Here is a 15,799-nt window from a genome sequence, read left to right as displayed (position 1 = left end):
GGAGCGCGGCTCCGCTGTTCAGTCCGGAGGGCGGGCGCCGTTGTCGCGCCCGCCGTCGCCGTCGTCCCCGTCGCCGTCGTCGCCGTCGCCGTCCGGCTTGTCGTCGGTGATCTCGTCGGCGAGTTGTTCGGCGTCGAGGATCGCCTGCTCAAGGTGTAGCCGGTCCCAGATCGGCGGGTCCGGAGTCGCCTCGAAGGCCCCGTCGCCCTTGATCACCTCATCGAGCGGCGTGCCCCTCAAATAGCGCACGGCAGTGTTGGTGAAGGCGATCACCGGGACGGCGAGCAGGCCGCCGACGATCCCGGCGGCGACGATGCCCGCACCGATCCCCAGGATGACCGCAACCGGATGCAGCCGCACCGAGCGGCCCATCAGGAATGGTTGCAGCACATGCCCTTCGAGCTGCATGACACCGATCAGGATGGCCAGCACGATCACCGCGGTCAGCCAGCCCTGCGTGACCAGCGCGATGACGACCGCGAGCGATCCGCTGATCAGTGCACCCACGATGGGGATGAACGAGAACAGAAAGATCACCGTCGCCAGCGGAAGAGCAAGGGGCACTCGCAGGATCGCGAGTCCGATACCGATGCAGACGGCGTCGACGAGGGCGACGACGACGGTCGCGCGGACGTACGCGACGAGCGTTCCGAACCCGGCGACTCCCGCCGAGACCACCTTGTCCCGGGATCCCCGCGGCACGAGATGGGTACAGAATTCCCAGATATTGCCGCCGCCGTACAAGAAGAAGATCATCAGGAACACCATCAGCAGCAGCCCGGTGATCAGTTCGGTTGCGGTCGTGGCGGTGGCCAGCGCACCGCTGGCCAGCTTGGCCTGGTTGTGCTGCATGAGGTCGATGATGTTGTTGCCGAGGTGACTGACCTGGCCCTCGTCGATGCGCAACGGGCCGTCCGTCAACCACTTTCGGGTCTCGTTGATCGTCGAGACGACCTCGTCGGTGAGTTGGGGGAATCCACTGACGAAGGCCCGGCCGACAAAGGTCAACACCCCGCCGACCACACCGAGCGCGGCGAGCATGACGATGACCACCGACAACGACCGCGGCACACGGCGCCGGTTGAGGAAATCGACCGCGGGCATGAGGAACGCCGAGAGCAGAATCGCCAGCGACAGCGGCACCGTCACCTCGTCGAATTTCTGGAAGAGGCGTCCCGCGATGTAGACGACGGCCAGGATGAGCAGAAGCCGCCAACTCCATTCGGCGGCCTTGCGCACCATCGGATGGACCGCCGAACGATCCAGATCCGCGAGGCTTCGCCGGGCCCGCCGAGGATCACCATCGCCGTCGGGCGCGACCGCCGAAGAACCATCGTCCACGAACGTCAGAGTAGCGGTGGATAGGGTGATGCCTATGTCATCGGACCAACCGACGGTCGGCACCCCGCCGGCCCGCCGCCGATTCTGGTGGTTGCGCTGGGTGGTCTTGGCGGTCGTGGTGGTGATCCTCGCCGTCGAGGTGGTCCTGATCTGGCCCAAGCTCGAACAGGTGTGGCACCGGACCGGCGACCTCGACTGGGTGTGGCTGGTGGCGTGCATGATGGCGGCCGTCCTCTCCATGGACAGTTTCGCCCAGGTGCAGCGGGCGTTGCTGCGCTCGGCCGGTGTGATGGTCAAGCAGATGAAGTCGCTGGCCGTGGTGCTGGCCGCGAATTCGCTGTCGCAGACGATGCCCGGTGGTCAGGTACTCGCGCCGGCCTTCACCTACCGCGAGACCCGCAAGTGGGGCGCCACCCCGGTCGTCGCGTCGTGGCAGGTGGTGATGTCCGGGCTGCTGGCCGGTGTCGGGCTCGCGGTCCTCGGTTTCGGTGGTGCGGTCCTCGCCGGGGCCAAGACCAATCCGTTCACGTTGGTGTTCTCCATCGTCGGATTCGTCGCGGTCGCCCTGGTCCTGCAGTACCTGGCCACCCATCCCGAGTCGTTACGGTCCACCGGCGAGCGGATGCTGGGCTGGTACAATCACCTGCGCAACAAGCCCGAGGACTCGGGAAAGGAACGTCTCCACGAGATCCTCGAGCAGCTGCGGGCGGTGAAGCTGACCCGGCGCGACACCGCGACGGCGTTCGGATGGAGCCTGTTCAACTGGATCACCGACATCGCCTGCCTGATGTTCGCGTGCTGGGCCGTCGGTGTCCATCCGTCGTACTCCGGTGTGATGGTGGCCTATGCCGCGGGCAAGGCGGTGGGTACCGCGGTCCCGCTGCTGCCGGGCGGCATCGGCGTCGTCGACGCCGTCCTCGTGCCGGCGCTGACCACGGCCGGGATGCCCGCGGCGGACGCACTGACCGCGGTACTGGTGTACCGCATCGTCAGCTACGTCCTGATCTCCGTGCTCGGGTGGGTGGTGATCATGGCGAAGTTCCGGTCGGGGATCCGCGACAAGGCCGAACTCGAGGCCGAGTACGACCACGACCGCGAACAGACCATCGAAGAGCTCGACGAATCAGACTCCCGCCGATCAGACCCCGGCCGATCAGACCCCGGCCGATCAGACCCCGGCCGATCGGAGCCCGGCGAATCAGACCCGGGCGAATCAGACCCCGGGGACCGGCGCCGGTCACACGCCGAACGCGATGTCGACCCTCCGGACGACGAGGCGAATTCGGCTTGACGCCGACTTCGGCTACCGTTGGTCACCATGTCGAGTTCTGACATGGCCAGCAGGGTGGCCCGGTCCACATCGCACGCGTCGACCACCGTCCGGTTGCCCGTCACCGCCTTCGCCGACGTCGTCGCGATTGCGGTGTTCGTGCTGATCGGTCGCGGGTCGCATCATCACGGTTACGCACCGCTGTCGGTTGTCCAGACATTGTGGCCGTTCGTCGCAGGCGCCGCCGTCGGCTGGTCGATCGTCTACGTGTACTCCCACGTCCGGTCCAGTGACTGGTTCGGCCGCGACTTCCGCCCGGAGCGGGTGGTGCCCGCCGGGCTGGCGATCTGGTTCTGCGCGGTCACGGTCGGCATGATCCTGCGCTACCTGTTCCACGAGGGCACCGAGGTGAGCTTCATCGTCGTCACCACGGTCGTGCTCGGCCTGTTCCTGCTCGGCTGGCGCGCGCTGACCGCTCTGATCCTGCGGCGGCTCGAGTCGCACCGGCCGACACCGGCCGCGGACGCGGCCCCCTGACGGTCCGCGACCTGCGGCCCGCGCCGCTCACTGGATGCGGAAGTACTTCTGCGCCACCTGAAGCGCCGCGGTTCCCGACTTCGGGCCCTCGGTATAGATCACGACGACCTTGCCGCCCTGGACTCCGACGAACCACCCGGGCCCATCGGGACCGTTGGTGCCGACCAGTGCCCGCAGTCCGGGATCGTTGGTGAGGTCGCTGGCGTCACCGGTCTTGGCGGTGGTGGTCATCGCATCCCAGATCGGACCGGTCAGATCGGGATTCAAGCCGCCGAGTCGGCCACCGGCCACCTTGGTCGGCACCCCGTCGACGACGTAGGGCGCCACCGAGTCGGCGGTTCCGGACGCGCTGCGTGCCATGGCCACACCGAGCGCGGCCATGTTCGTCATCGACATCTGTGTTGCGGCCGAGCGCAGATCGATCGTCGCCACCCCGGTGCCCGTGGCCGGAGCGCTGGCCCCCGGAACGGTGAACTGCACGCCCAGACCGAGCCGGTCGAGCACCGAGTCGGGGGTCTCCTGATTGGCCCGCGCGCTGCGGTCGACGGCGGCGAGCACCGGGTCGAGAGTCGACCCGACGGGATACGCGGCGTCGGGGTTGTTGCCACGCTCGGCGGCGTAGGTGTTCTGTGCCGCACCGAGAATCGCACCCGACTTCGCGTCGAGCGCCATGATGGTGGCCGGCTGCCCGACCTCGACCGCGGCATCGCCCAGCGTGAGTTGTACGCCCTGGTCCACCGACGTCGGCACGTTCGGGCCGGGGGGACCCTGCTCGCCGGCGAGCCGCTGCGGCGCCATCCCTGGGCCGACCATCTGTACCTGCCACCCGGCGGTTGCGTTGCGGATCGCCTGCCAGTAGTTGGTGAGACCGCTCTCGAGCGGCGAGGAGAGCCGACGATCGGCCATGACGAGCATGCCCGCCTTGCGCACGGTCACGCCCGGCACCGAGGCCGGGTCGCTGGTGAGAACGCCCATATCGGAGTTGCGCAGTGTCACCGCGGTGATGGGCTTACCGGGCGTTGCGGCCAGTTTCTCGCCGATGACCGAGGTCGTGACCAGCGGGGCGATCGGTGCGAGCGTGGTGGCCAGCGCCTTCGCCGACGCATTGACGTCGCGGGTCTGGGACGGGTCGAGGACGATCTCGTTGACCGGCTGCAGGTACATCAGGGGCTTACCCGAGCGGCTGTTGACCGTCGGCGCAGGCGTTGCGTCGGTGCGGATCTCGCGCAGGTTGCCACCGACGGGCAGTCCCGGGTAGATCACGCTCGGCTCCCAGGTGATCTTCCACCCGGTCGACAGATGCCGCGCGGCGCCCGAACTGTTCGAGGTGAAGGTGTGATCGGAATCGAACTTCCAGGTGGTCCGCAGCGAGAACGACGCGGTGCCGTCGCTGTACTCGACCGGCTTCTCCACCGCGACATCGACCTCGCGGGCATTCATCGCCTGCAAGGTCTGGGTCAGCGCCTCACCGGCCTGTCCCGGCGCCGTCGTCAACTTTGCGGCCGCGGCGGCGTCCTGGCGACCCCAGGCCGCGGCGAACTCGTTCGCGGTGGCCTTGGCGCCGGTATCGGGGGTCTGCGAGACCAACTCCTTGATCCCGAACGCGGCAGCACAGATCAGCACCACGCACGCGGCGAGCGCCGCCCATTTCACCCGAGTACCCATAGTCACAATTTTCACTCTAGTCACACGAGAATTCGATGCCGCAGGCTTGCAGTCGGGCTTCGGACCGGTCACGATCGGGTCTCGTACTGCAGTTTTGCCTTTCGCTGACGCCTTCGCCGCCGAACCCGCAGCGGGGTCGGCCGCGGCCGGGCCCGCCGTGGCGCGCGGGCGCTGGGCAGAACCGGACCGGGCCGCAGAACCGGACCGGGCAGCAGAACCGGACCGGGCACGGGGCGAACTCGTCGACCGCCGATCGACGGCGGGCTGCGGATCGTCATCGCCGGCCCGGTGGCGGCCCGACTGCGGCGTCCTCGGGGCAGGCGGGGTGCGCGGGATCTGAGAAGAATTCGCCGGAATGCGGCCACGCATCCGAGCAGGCCGGGGTGGGCCCGCGTCCGCGTCGCTCTCGGGTGCCCATAATGGGGTATGGGCTACACGGTCATCCGGGCCGGAGACAGGAGCCTGACGTCGACCGCCTGGCTCACCTCCTACCATTGCTTCTCCTTCGGCGATCACTACGATCCAGCCAACACCCACCATGGTGCCTTAATTGCATCCAACGAAGAATATTTACCGCCAAAATGCGGGTTCGAAACACACCATCACCAAGAATCCGAGATAGTCACATGGGTCAGTTCGGGATCGCTTGTACATCGCGATTCCGCGGGCAACTCCGGAGTCGTGCCCCCGGGTCTGGCCCAGCGCATGAGCGCAGGCAGCGGTGTCGACCACTCCGAACGCAACGAACCCTGGCCCGACCTTCCCGGCTCGGGCACCACGAGAACGCACTATGTCCAGATGTGGGTCATGCCCGACCGGCATGGCCTTGCCCCCTCATACGCGCAGCGCGACATCTCCACCGAGCTGGCGACCGGCGAGCTGGTGCCGGTCGCCTCGGGCAATCCCGACCATGCGGCCGCGATCGCCATCGCGAACGCCGGCGCGACCCTTTATGCCGCCCGCCCGGCGTCCGGTCGCACACTGACACTGCCCGGCGCCCGCTTCACGCATCTGTTCGTCGTCAACGGATCGGTGCAGCTCGAATCGGTGCAGCTCGACGGGCCCGGTGAGTTGTCGGCCGGCGATGCCGCCCGCGGCACCGACGTCGGCGACGTCCGGTTGGTGGCGCGCACGGATGCCGAGATCCTCTACTGGGCGATGGACAGCGCACTGGGTGAATTCTGAGCCGGGGCGAGATATGACCGCCGAGCGCACTACCCGGTGACGAATCGCCACGGCGATGACAGGATGGACGGCGTGACTGTGTCGAAGCATTCTCTGCCCGAATCCGGATTGGACCTCGACTGGGTCGACGACGCCGTGCGCGTCGAGGACGACCTGTTCGCCCACGTCAACGGTAAATGGCTGGCATCACATGTCATCCCCGAGGACCGCTCGGTCGACGGCGCGTTTCACGTGCTGCGCGACCGCGCCGAGGAAAACGTCCGCGACATCATCACCGACGCCGCCGAGTCGAATGCGCCGAGCGGCACCGACGCCGCCAAGATCGGCGATCTCTACGGGTCGTTCATGGACACCGAGCACATCGAGGCCCTGGGCATCGGACCGATCTCCGGTGAACTGGAGAGGATCGCCGCGATCTCCGATGTCGCCGAACTGTCCGCCCGGATCGGACGGCTTCAGCGACACGGCGTCGGCGGGCTGTTCGGTTTCTACGTCGACACCGACGCCCGCCGATCCGACCGGTACCTCGTCCACATCGTGCAATCAGGACTGGGCTTACCCGACGAGTCCTACTACCGCGAGGACAAGCACGCCCAGACTCGCGACCAGTACGTCGCGCACATCGGCCGGGCGTTCGGCCTCGCCGGGCTCGACGGCGCCGACGAGCGCGCACAGACCGTGCTGCGGCTGGAGACCGCGATCGCCGGACACCATTGGGATGTAGTGCGCCGCCGCGACGCCGAGCTCACCTACAACCTGATGAGTCTCGACGAATTCTCCTCCGCTGCAGCCGGTTTCGACCTGCACGCATGGTTCGGCGGGCTCGGCACCGTCGGCGACGACACCTTCGCCGAGGTGGTGGTCGGTCAGCCGTCGTTCGTCACCGACGTCGCCACCCTGGTCGAGGAGACCCCGCTCGCGGACTGGAAGACGTGGCTCACCTGGCGTCTCTTGCGTTCGGCCGCACCATATCTCTCGTCTGCGTTCGTCGACGAGAACTTCGATTTCTATGGCCGCACCCTGACCGGAGCGCAGACCATCCGCGACCGGTGGAAACGCGGTGTCGGCTTCGTCGAGGACGCAATGGGATTCGCGGTCGGGCGCCTCTACGTCGAACAACACTTCCCGCCCGAGGCCAAGGCCCGGATGGACGAGTTGATCGACAATCTCGTCAAGGCCTACCGGCGCAACATCTCCGACCTCGACTGGATGACCCCGGCCACCCGCGAGAAGGCCCTGACCAAGCTCGGCAAGTTCACCCCGAAGATCGGCTATCCGGCCCGCTGGCGCGATTACGGCGCGCTGACCGTCGATCGCGGCGACCTGGTCGGAAACGTCGCCCGTGCAGCATCTTTCGAGCAGGAACGGGAGCTTGCGAAGATCGGGGCACCGGTGGATCGCGACGAGTGGTTCATGACCCCGCAGACGGTCAACGCCTACTACAACCCGGGGATGAACGAGATCGTGTTCCCGGCGGCGATCCTGCAACCGCCGTTCTTCGACCCGGATGCCGACGACGCCGCCAACTACGGCGGGATCGGCGCGGTCATCGGGCACGAGATCGGCCACGGCTTCGACGACCAGGGCGCCAAATACGATGGTGATGGCAACCTCGTCAACTGGTGGAGCGATGCGGACCGCTCCGAATTCTCCACGCGTACACGCAAACTCATCGATCAATACAACGAGTTCACGCCACTGGGCCTCGACACGGAGTACAAGGTCAACGGCGAGTTCACGATCGGCGAGAACATCGGTGACCTCGGCGGGCTGTCGATCGCGCTCGTCGCCTATCGGCTCGCCACGACATCTTCGCCGCCCCCCGTGATCGACGGCCTGACCGGCGTTCAGCGGGTGTTCTACTCGTGGGCGCAGATCTGGCGCACCAAAACCCGTGACGCCGAGGCCATCCGGCGGCTGTCGATCGACCCGCACTCACCGCCGGAGTTCCGGTGCAACGGCGTGGTCCGCAACATCGACGCGTTCTACGACGCGTTTGGCGTGTCCGAGGGTGATGCCCTGTATCTCCCGGACGCCGACCGTGTCCGGATCTGGTGACCGGCGGCGCCGTCGAACCATCGACGGGCACGAGATCACCCGCCGCGAGATGGTCTCGGCCGTCCTGCGGCCGATCGCGGCGGGGGTGCTCCTGCTGGTCGGCTATTTCCTGTTGCCCTTCAACGCGGCCAGCAACTCCAAACTGATCGGCTTCGTCGCGGGCGTCGCACTGCTCATGGCGTTCTGCGCCTACGAGATCCGGCATTTCCTGCGGTCGCGCTACCCGGTGGTGACCGCACTCGAGATGCTCGTGGCACTCGCTACCTTCTATATCGTCGCCTTCGCCACGGCGTATTTCGTGTCCTCGGAATACACCGCGCACGGCTTCACCGAGAAGCTCACCCGCGTCGATGCGCTGTACTTCAGTCTCACCGTGTTCACGACGACCGGGTTCGGCGACATCGTGGCCGTATCACAGGGTGCCCGCATCGTGGTGTCGGTGCAGATGGTCAGCAGTTTCGTCCTACTGGGCCTCGGAATCCGTTTCCTGACCCTGCTCGTCAACGCCCGGCGGCGGCCGACCGGGCACTCGGGCCCGGTCGGCGACTGAGAGGCCGGGGTCAGTAGTCGTCGTCGCCGTAGACGATCACGCCGCGAATGTTCTTGCCCGACAGCATGTCGTCGTAGGCCTCGTTGATCTGGTCCTGTCGGTAGGTGGTGGTGATCAGGTCGGACAGGTTGAGTCGACCGGCCCGGTACTCGCGCAACAGGTTGGGGATCTGCGTACGCGGGCCGGTGCCACCGAAGATGGCTCCCTGTACCCGCTTCTGCAGCAGCGTCAGCTCGAACAGGTTGAGTTTGGTGTCCAGCGAGGCGAAATTGCCCATGCCGGTGACGATCACCTGGCCGCCCTTGCCGGTCAGTCCGAGCGCCGGTGCGATGATGTCGCCGGAGATCTCGCCGACGGTGATCACCGTGGTGTTGGCCATCCGGCCCCAGGTGATCTCGCCGAGAACCGGAGCCGCCTCCTCGATCGACGCGAAGGTATGGGTGGCGCCCAGCTTTTCGGCCATCTGCAGTTTGAACGGCACCGGATCGATCGCGATCACATAGCGGGCGCCCGCCGCGGCCGCGCCCTGGACCGAGTTGATCCCGACGCCGCCGATGCCGATCACCACGACCGTGTCACCGGTGTGGGTGTCGCCGATCTCGACCGCCGACCCCCAGCCGGTGGCCACCCCGCATCCGAGCAGTGCCGCCTCGCGGAGCGGGATGTCGTCCTCGATCTTGACCAGTGACGCCTCGTTGACGGTGATATAGGGGGCGAAGGTGCCCAGCAGACACATCGGGGTCAACGGTGTCCCGTCGGCGGTGTGCTGACGATGGGTGTCGTCGGAGATCGACATCCCGGTCAACAGCCGGGAGCCCTCGTCGCAAAGATTCTGCAGACCCCGGGAGCACGGCTCGCAGGTGCCGCACGCCGGGATGAACGCGGTGACGACGTGATCGCCCTCGCGCAGTCGGGTGACGCCGGGCCCGACCTTGGTGATCACTCCGGCGCCCTCGTGTCCGCCGAGCACCGGCATCGGTGCCGGGCTGTCGCCGGTGCGCAGGTGGTGGTCGGAGTGGCACAGCCCGGAGGCCGCGAGGCGCACCTGGACCTCACCGGCGATCGGGTCACCGACCTCGATCTCCTCGATCTGCCACGGCCGGCCGGTTTCGCGCAGGATCGCGCCCTTGGTCTTCATGCTCTGCTCCTTTTCGGCGCACTGCGGCGCCCTGCGGCCATCGTCGTCCATCCATGCGGCCATCGGCATGGGAACGGCGAGATCTGTTGCTGCACTCCGACTCCGGCATTCTCGACCGGAGCGACAGCCGATGGCGATTCCTCGTCCGAGGACCCCGACGGCCAAGGCTTGTGGCATTCCGGCCACAACCCGCGGGTAACCCGATAGCGTCGGATTCATCGCGATGCGAAAGCAGGTGACCCGATGACCCTCGCCGAACACTCCACGCCGATGCGTGCCGACTTCGCCTCGCTGCGCCGCGGCGGCCTGAACTGGGAATCGTTCCCGTTGCGCCTCTTCGTGAAGGGCAATGCGCGCTTCTGGGATCCGGCCGCCATCGATTTCGACCGGGACGCCGAGGACTGGAAGGCGATCACCGACGAACAGCGCCGCAGCTCCACATTTCTGGTCAGTCAGTTCATCGCCGGCGAGGAGGCGGTCACCCAGGACATCCAGCCGTTCATGAAGGCGATGGCCGCGGAGGGGCGATTCGGCGACGAGATGTTTCTGTCGCAGTTCTGCTTCGAGGAGGCCAAACACACCCAGGTGTTCCGGCGGTGGATGGATGCGGTCGGCCTCGACGGTGATCTGCAGTCGTTCGTCGCCGACAATCCGTACTACCGGCAGCTGTTCTACGAGGAGTTGCCGCAGAGTCTGCATGTCCTCGACCACGATCCGTCACCGCGCAACCAGATCCGCGCCAGCGTCACCTACAACCACGTCATCGAGGGATCGCTCGCGCTGACCGGCTATCACGCCTGGCAGACGGTGTGCACCCGGCACGGCATCTTTCCCGGCATGCAGCGGCTGATCCGGTTCATCGGCGACGACGAACGCCGGCACATGGCGTGGGGTACGTTCACCTGCCGGCGCCACGTGGCCGCCGACGACTCGCTGTGGGAGGTCGTCAACGCCCGGATGGCCGAGTTGATGCCGATGGCCCTCGGCATGATCACCTGGGTCAACGAGCAGTTCGACGAGCAGCCGTTCGGCCTGGACAACAACGAATTCCTCGGGTTCGCCGCCGACCGCGCCCAACGCCGGCTGCACGCGATCGAATCCGCCCGCGGACGCGACGTCGCCGAGATCGATCTGGACTATTCGCCCGCCGAACTCGAAGAACGCTTCGGGGAGGAAGAGGCCGAGTCGCTCGGTGGGTGAGCAGGCGCGAGCCCCGATGACAACCAACTAGAACACGTTCTAGTCTGGTGGGGTGGATGTCTCCTACGAATCGACCCGACGCGAGCTGACCACCGACCGCGGCGTGCTGCGCTACCACGAGGCCGGCGCTGCCGACGCCCCGCCGCTGATCCTGCTGCACGGCTCCGGTCCCGGCGTGACCGGCTGGCGCAACTATCGCGGCAACCTCGGCTTCTTCGCCCGCACCCGCCACTGCTACATCCTCGAGTTCCCAGGCTTCGGCGTCAGTGATCCGTGGGAGGGGATGCCGGTGCTGACCGCGGGTAAGTCCGTCATCGCCTTCCTCGACGCCCTGGGTATCGACAAGGCGCCGATGATCGGCAACTCGATGGGCGGCGTCGTCGGCGTCAACCTGGCGATCCGCAAACCCGGCCGCGTCGAGAAGCTGGTGACCATCGGCGGGGTCGGGCCCAACCTGTTCAGCCCGAGCCCCAGCGAGGGCCTGCGCCTGCTGCAGGAGTTCGCCGACGATCCCGATCGCGACAAACTCGTCCGGTGGCTCAACGCGATGGTCTACGACCGCGCCCTGGTCACCGACGAACTCATCGCCGAACGCTGGGAGGCCGCGATGAACCCCGACGCCCTGGCGACCGGGCGGGCGATGTACGGGTCGGCGGCCTTCGAGATGCAGCAACAGTTCCTGGCGAGCGCCGACACCCCGCCCTACTGGTCGATGATGCACAAGATCGCCTGTCCGACGCTGCTCACCTGGGGACGCGACGACCGCGTCAGCCCGCCCGACATGGCGCTGGCGCCGATGCGGCTGATCCCCGACGCGCAGCTGCACATCTTTCCCCGCTGCGGTCACTGGGTGATGATCGAGGCCAGCGACGCCTTCGAGGCGACCGTCGCCGCGTTCCTGGCGAGCTGAGCCGCCTTTTCCTGGCGACCGAAACCCGCGGAAGAACGGTTCTTCCGTGGGTTCTGGTTTCGTTCCCCAGAAACTTCTGGGGAACGAAACCACAAGTGGGGGAAGAACTTTCCTCCCCCACTTTCGGCCGGCGATGCGCCGCCACCCACATCGTCTCGCCCGACGTCCACCGATCGGTTGACGCACGTCCGACCGTCCGGTGGATCCACATCCACCGGTCTCGGGTCCAGACTGGAGAACATGGCGATGATCGAGGTCCATGGACTGACCAAGAGTTACGGCGACAGCCAGGTGGTGCGCGGCATCGACTTCGAGGTGCAACAGGGCGAGATCTTCGGGATCCTCGGTCCCAACGGTGCCGGAAAGACGACGACCGTCGAGTGCATCGGCGGCCTGCGCACCCGCGACGCCGGCCACATCCGCGTCGCCGGATTCGACCCCGCCGACGAGGACCGCGGACTCCGCGAGGAGCTGGGAATCCAGTTACAGGAGAGCCGGCTTCCGGACAAGCAGACCGTCGGCGAGGCGATTCGGCTGTATTCGAGTTTCTATTCCGCGCCCCGCGACTGGCGCGAGCTCCTCGAGCGTCTGGACATCGCATCGCAGGAGCGGACATACTTCGCCAAACTCTCCGGCGGACAGAAGCAACGGCTCTCGGTGGCGTTGGCGCTCATCGGAAATCCGAAGGTCGCGATCCTCGACGAACTGACCACCGGCCTCGATCCCGGCGCCCGCCGCGAGGTCTGGGGACTGTTGGAGGATCTCAAGGACACCGGCGTCACGCTCCTGCTGGTCAGCCACTTCATGGAAGAGGCCGAGCGACTGTGCGACCGGGTCGCGGTGATCGACGACGGGCGGGTCGTCGCCCTGGACACCCCGGCCGACCTGGCCGCCTCGGTTCACGCCGATCAGCGAATGTCGTTCGTGCCCACCGCACCCGTCGACACCGCCGCGCTGAGCACGCTGCCCGACGTCCACCGGATCGATCGGGTCGGCGACCGGGTGATCGCCACCGGCACCGACAACGTGGCCGCCGCGGTCATCATCGCCCTGCACGAGCGTGGCATCGCATGCCAGAAACTGCGCGTCGACCAACCGAGTCTCGACGACGCCTTCCTCGCCCTGACCCGTACCGATGCAACCGGCCCCGGCGCAACCGAGAACTGAGGAGTTCACCGATGAGCGCAGTGACCGCCATGATCGGTTCGGAAGCACGTCTGCTGGCCCGCAATCCCGGTGTCGTCATCTGGACGGCGATACTGCCGGTGGCGGCGGCGATCGTGATCGCGTCGATTCCGGCCGCGCGCAGACCCGTCACCGCCTTCGGCGGTCTGAGCACATTTCAGGTGTACCAACCGATCCTGGTGCTGTTCGTGCTGTCGCTGCTCGCCGTGCAGGCCATGCCCGATATGCTGACCCGCTATCGAGAGATGGGAGTTCTCAAGCGGTTGCGCACCACGCCCGTCTCGCCTGCCCTCCTGCTCGTTGCGCATTTCGTGCTGATCACGGGCGTCTCGATCGTCTGCCTGGTGTTGATCGTGGTGATCCCGGGCATCATCTCCGGACAATGGCCGCATCACCTGCTGGGCTTCGTCGTCAGCTTTCTGTTGTCCTGCTGGGCCTTTCTGGGCCTGGGGATGGTGATCGCGTCGTTGTTCCGCAACGCGAAGGTGGCGGCCGGGTGCGGCACGTTGATGTTCTTCGTGCTGATGTTCTTCGCCGGTCTGTGGATTCCGCGCTCGACGATGCCCGGCTGGTTGCACACGATCTCGAATCTGACGGCATCGGGGGCCGGCACCCAGGCCCTCGCCGACACCGCGACCAGCGGATGGCCCCCGGTGGGCTTCTTCGGCACACTGGTCGTGTGGGGAGCGCTCGCGACGGTCATCGCGATACGGACCTTCAAGTGGGAGTAGCCGTGTCGCGCGGTCACCTGGCCACCGGCAGCATCACCCTGCACCGCATCCCCGAACGCGAACCCCACGGCCGGTGGATCGATGCCCGCTCCGGGCTGACGTGGCCCGACACCCTGCTGCCACCGGAGTCGGAGGTATGGGGCCTGCGAATCCTCAACGTCGCCGGACTCATTGTCGCCCAATGCGTTCCGGCCGGCCAGCGCCATCATCTGATCAGCGCGGCCCTGATGGTCGCATTGATACTCTTCACCGAGTTCTGGATCCGGATCGACATCGGACCGATGTGGCGACGGTGCGCCGTATTCGGTGTCAACACCGCACTGCTCGCGGCAGCGATCGCGGTCACCCCGATGGCCGGTATCGCGTCGTGGGCGGGATACATGCTCTACGCCTCGCTGTTCACCGGTGCCCCGATGCTGCTCTGCGTCGGGGTGTCGTGTGTGTTGATGACGGCCACCCAGCGCAACGGCTGGCACCACATCGCCGACCCGTGGTGGGTGTCGATCCTGTGCTGGGTGCTGAACGTGGTCGTCGGAGTCGCGGCGGTGGCCGTCATCGACGCCCGCGAGAGCACACTCCTGCGTCGACGCGAACTCACCGACGAGCTGATCGCCGAGCGCTCCCGCAACGCCGAACTACAGGAGGAACTCGTCGGGCAGGCCATGCGCACCGGGGTGCGTGACGAACGTGCCCGGCTCGCACGCGAACTGCACGACACGGTCGCGCAGGGCTTCGTCGCCGTCGTCACCCAACTCGAGTCGATCGACGAGGATCACCTGTCGCCGTCGGTACGCGAGCGGGTCGAGAACGCGAAATCGCTTGCGCGCGAGGGATTGGGCGAAGCCAGGCGGGCGGTCAACGCCCTCGCCCCGGTGCCACTGGAATCCCGGCCGCTGGCCACCGCACTCCAGGAGGCTCTCACCGCCTTCTCCCGCCGCAACCCCATCGCGGCCACCCTGCGCGTGGACGGCGACCCGCGGTCCCTTCCCGGCGACGAGTCGCTGTTGCGGATCGCACAGGAGTCACTCGCCAATGTCGCCAAGCATGCCGGTGCCACGCAGGTGGTGACGACGCTGACCTATCTGGACGACACCTTGCTGCTCGACATCCGCGACAACGGGCGCGGTTTCATCCCCGATGCTGTGCGACGCGGCGCGGACAACGGCTTCGGCCTCACCACCATGGCGCAGCGCGCCGGCCTCATCGGCGGCGAGTTGGCGATCGAATCCGAACCCGGTGCGGGGTGCGTGATCTCGGTGTCGGTGCCCCGATGAACCCCGAACCCGACACCCCGATCACCATCGTCGTCGTCGACGACCATCCGGTCGTCCGGGACGGAATCCGGGGCATGCTCGAACGCGAGCCCGGGATGTCGGTGGTCGGTGAAGCCGCCGACGGCGCACAGGCACTCACCGAGATCGCAAGGCTGCGGCCGGATGTGGTGCTGATGGATCTGCGGATGCCGGGGACCGACGGGGTGACCGCGATCCGGCGACTGCGCGCGCAGGATCCCGATCGTCCACGCATCCTCGTGTTGACGACCTACGACACCGACACCGACATCCATGCCGCCGTCGACGCCGGCGCCGACGGCTACCTCCTCAAGGCCACACCGCGGGCGGACCTGATCGGCGCGGTGCGGAGTGCGGCTGCCGGCCGGCACGTCCTCGACCCGACTGCGGCGGCAAGTCTGATGAGCCGCAACCGCTTCGACACACTGACCGATCGGGAATGCGAGGTGCTGCGGGCAGTTGCCCGCGGTGGCACCAACCGGCAGGTCGCCGCCGAACTGATGATCAGCGAGGCGACGGTGAAGACACACCTGCTCCGGCTCTATCCCAAGCTCGGCGTCAAGGACCGGGCAGCGGCGGTGCGGGTGGCCTTCGAGCGCGGCCTGATCCGCTGACGACGAAACCCACGGAAGAATCGTTCTTCCGTGGGTTTCGTATTCGTCCCCCGGAAACTTCTGGAGGACGAAAACAAAAGTGGGGGACGAACATTCGTCCCCCACTTTTGGCTACCGGCTCAG

15 protein-coding genes are annotated in these 15,799 nt (G+C 67.0%); 12 read left to right on the top strand and 3 right to left on the bottom strand.

Features of this window, described 5'->3' with window-relative positions; translation table 11 throughout:
• Positions 1–18: 18 nt before the first annotated feature.
• Positions 19–1,242, bottom strand: a complete 1,224-nt coding sequence (locus ACPXB3_RS09625) for an AI-2E family transporter (RefSeq protein ID WP_425727496.1) — start codon at positions 1,240–1,242, stop codon at positions 19–21.
• Between the two features lie 133 nt (positions 1,243–1,375).
• On the opposite strand from ACPXB3_RS09625, the gene ACPXB3_RS09620 reads away from it, so the two are divergent.
• Positions 1,376–2,632, top strand: coding sequence for a lysylphosphatidylglycerol synthase transmembrane domain-containing protein (locus ACPXB3_RS09620; RefSeq protein ID WP_425704210.1), 1,257 nt, complete (start codon positions 1,376–1,378; stop codon positions 2,630–2,632).
• A gap of 27 nt (positions 2,633–2,659) precedes the next feature.
• Positions 2,660–3,148 carry a DUF3054 domain-containing protein gene (locus ACPXB3_RS09615; protein ID WP_425704209.1) on the top strand — a complete coding sequence of 163 codons (489 nt, stop codon included), beginning with the start codon at positions 2,660–2,662 and terminating at the stop codon, positions 3,146–3,148.
• A 27-nt stretch (positions 3,149–3,175) separates the two neighbouring features.
• On the opposite strand, the gene ACPXB3_RS09610 is transcribed toward ACPXB3_RS09615, so the two are convergent.
• Positions 3,176–4,813, bottom strand: coding sequence for an NTF2-like N-terminal transpeptidase domain-containing protein (locus tag ACPXB3_RS09610; RefSeq protein WP_425727495.1), 1,638 nt, complete (start codon positions 4,811–4,813; stop codon positions 3,176–3,178).
• Between the two features lie 94 nt (positions 4,814–4,907).
• Here ACPXB3_RS09610 and ACPXB3_RS09605 point away from each other — a divergent pair, with 94 nt between their 5' ends.
• The 4 genes from ACPXB3_RS09605 to ACPXB3_RS09590 all read left to right on the top strand — a co-directional run bounded on the left by ACPXB3_RS09605 (position 4,908) and on the right by ACPXB3_RS09590 (position 8,606).
• Positions 4,908–5,153, top strand: coding sequence for a hypothetical protein (locus ACPXB3_RS09605; protein WP_425727471.1), 246 nt, complete (start codon positions 4,908–4,910; stop codon positions 5,151–5,153).
• 86 nt (positions 5,154–5,239) lie between these two features.
• Positions 5,240–5,998, top strand: a complete 759-nt coding sequence (locus tag ACPXB3_RS09600) for a pirin family protein (RefSeq protein ID WP_425727470.1) — start codon at positions 5,240–5,242, stop codon at positions 5,996–5,998.
• 63 nt (positions 5,999–6,061) lie between these two features.
• On the top strand, positions 6,062–8,056 hold the full coding sequence (locus ACPXB3_RS09595; protein ID WP_425727469.1) for a M13 family metallopeptidase: 1,995 nt from the start codon (positions 6,062–6,064) through the stop codon (positions 8,054–8,056).
• Positions 8,040–8,606, top strand: coding sequence for a potassium channel family protein (locus tag ACPXB3_RS09590; protein WP_425727468.1), 567 nt, complete (start codon positions 8,040–8,042; stop codon positions 8,604–8,606). The genes ACPXB3_RS09595 and ACPXB3_RS09590 overlap by 17 nt, the downstream gene beginning before the upstream one ends.
• Positions 8,607–8,616: 10 nt before the next feature.
• On the opposite strand, the gene ACPXB3_RS09585 is transcribed toward ACPXB3_RS09590, so the two are convergent.
• Positions 8,617–9,744 carry an NDMA-dependent alcohol dehydrogenase gene (locus ACPXB3_RS09585; protein WP_425727467.1) on the bottom strand — a complete coding sequence of 376 codons (1,128 nt, stop codon included), beginning with the start codon at positions 9,742–9,744 and terminating at the stop codon, positions 8,617–8,619.
• 243 nt (positions 9,745–9,987) lie between these two features.
• On the opposite strand from ACPXB3_RS09585, the gene ACPXB3_RS09580 reads away from it, so the two are divergent.
• From ACPXB3_RS09580 to ACPXB3_RS09555, 6 genes are all read left to right on the top strand, one after another.
• On the top strand, positions 9,988–10,944 hold the full coding sequence (locus tag ACPXB3_RS09580; RefSeq protein WP_425704203.1) for a R2-like ligand-binding oxidase: 957 nt from the start codon (positions 9,988–9,990) through the stop codon (positions 10,942–10,944).
• 52 nt (positions 10,945–10,996) lie between these two features.
• Positions 10,997–11,854 (top strand): alpha/beta fold hydrolase, encoded by an 858-nt coding sequence (locus ACPXB3_RS09575; protein ID WP_425727466.1) that lies wholly within the window; start codon positions 10,997–10,999, stop codon positions 11,852–11,854.
• 240 nt (positions 11,855–12,094) lie between these two features.
• The gene (locus ACPXB3_RS09570; protein ID WP_425727465.1) at positions 12,095–13,021 is read left to right on the top strand and encodes an ABC transporter ATP-binding protein; all 927 of its coding nucleotides are present in this window, start codon (positions 12,095–12,097) and stop codon (positions 13,019–13,021) included.
• 11 nt (positions 13,022–13,032) lie between these two features.
• A complete protein-coding gene (locus ACPXB3_RS09565) occupies positions 13,033–13,770 on the top strand; it encodes an ABC transporter permease (RefSeq protein ID WP_425727464.1) in 738 nt (245 codons plus the stop codon).
• A gap of 2 nt (positions 13,771–13,772) precedes the next feature.
• A complete protein-coding gene (locus tag ACPXB3_RS09560) occupies positions 13,773–15,044 on the top strand; it encodes a sensor histidine kinase (protein ID WP_425727463.1) in 1,272 nt (423 codons plus the stop codon).
• Positions 15,041–15,676, top strand: coding sequence for a response regulator (locus ACPXB3_RS09555; protein WP_425704198.1), 636 nt, complete (start codon positions 15,041–15,043; stop codon positions 15,674–15,676). Before ACPXB3_RS09560 ends, ACPXB3_RS09555 begins: the two co-directional genes overlap by 4 nt.
• Positions 15,677–15,799 lie beyond the last annotated feature (123 nt).

The organism is Gordonia sp. DT219 (assembly GCF_049847065.1).
Classification (GTDB): Bacteria; Actinomycetota; Actinomycetes; order Mycobacteriales; family Mycobacteriaceae; genus Gordonia.
Note: the sequence above shows the minus strand (reverse complement) of the source record. Positions and strands in the feature narration are given on the sequence as shown.

Excerpts from the sequence above, each read along its gene's own strand:
- ACPXB3_RS09625 (WP_425727496.1), bottom strand. The coding sequence starts at position 1,242 with ATGGTGCGCAAGGCCGCCGAATGGAGTTGGCGGCTTCTGCTCATCCTG.
- ACPXB3_RS09620 (WP_425704210.1), top strand. The coding sequence starts at position 1,376 with ATGTCATCGGACCAACCGACGGTCGGCACCCCGCCGGCCCGCCGCCGA.
- ACPXB3_RS09615 (WP_425704209.1), top strand. The coding sequence starts at position 2,660 with ATGTCGAGTTCTGACATGGCCAGCAGGGTGGCCCGGTCCACATCGCAC.
- ACPXB3_RS09610 (WP_425727495.1), bottom strand. The coding sequence starts at position 4,813 with ATGGGTACTCGGGTGAAATGGGCGGCGCTCGCCGCGTGCGTGGTGCTG.
- ACPXB3_RS09600 (WP_425727470.1), top strand. The coding sequence starts at position 5,240 with ATGGGCTACACGGTCATCCGGGCCGGAGACAGGAGCCTGACGTCGACC.
- ACPXB3_RS09595 (WP_425727469.1), top strand. The coding sequence starts at position 6,062 with ATGGACGGCGTGACTGTGTCGAAGCATTCTCTGCCCGAATCCGGATTG.
- ACPXB3_RS09585 (WP_425727467.1), bottom strand. The coding sequence starts at position 9,744 with ATGAAGACCAAGGGCGCGATCCTGCGCGAAACCGGCCGGCCGTGGCAG.
- ACPXB3_RS09580 (WP_425704203.1), top strand. The coding sequence starts at position 9,988 with ATGACCCTCGCCGAACACTCCACGCCGATGCGTGCCGACTTCGCCTCG.
- ACPXB3_RS09570 (WP_425727465.1), top strand. The coding sequence starts at position 12,095 with ATGGCGATGATCGAGGTCCATGGACTGACCAAGAGTTACGGCGACAGC.
- ACPXB3_RS09565 (WP_425727464.1), top strand. The coding sequence starts at position 13,033 with ATGAGCGCAGTGACCGCCATGATCGGTTCGGAAGCACGTCTGCTGGCC.
- ACPXB3_RS09555 (WP_425704198.1), top strand. The coding sequence starts at position 15,041 with ATGAACCCCGAACCCGACACCCCGATCACCATCGTCGTCGTCGACGAC.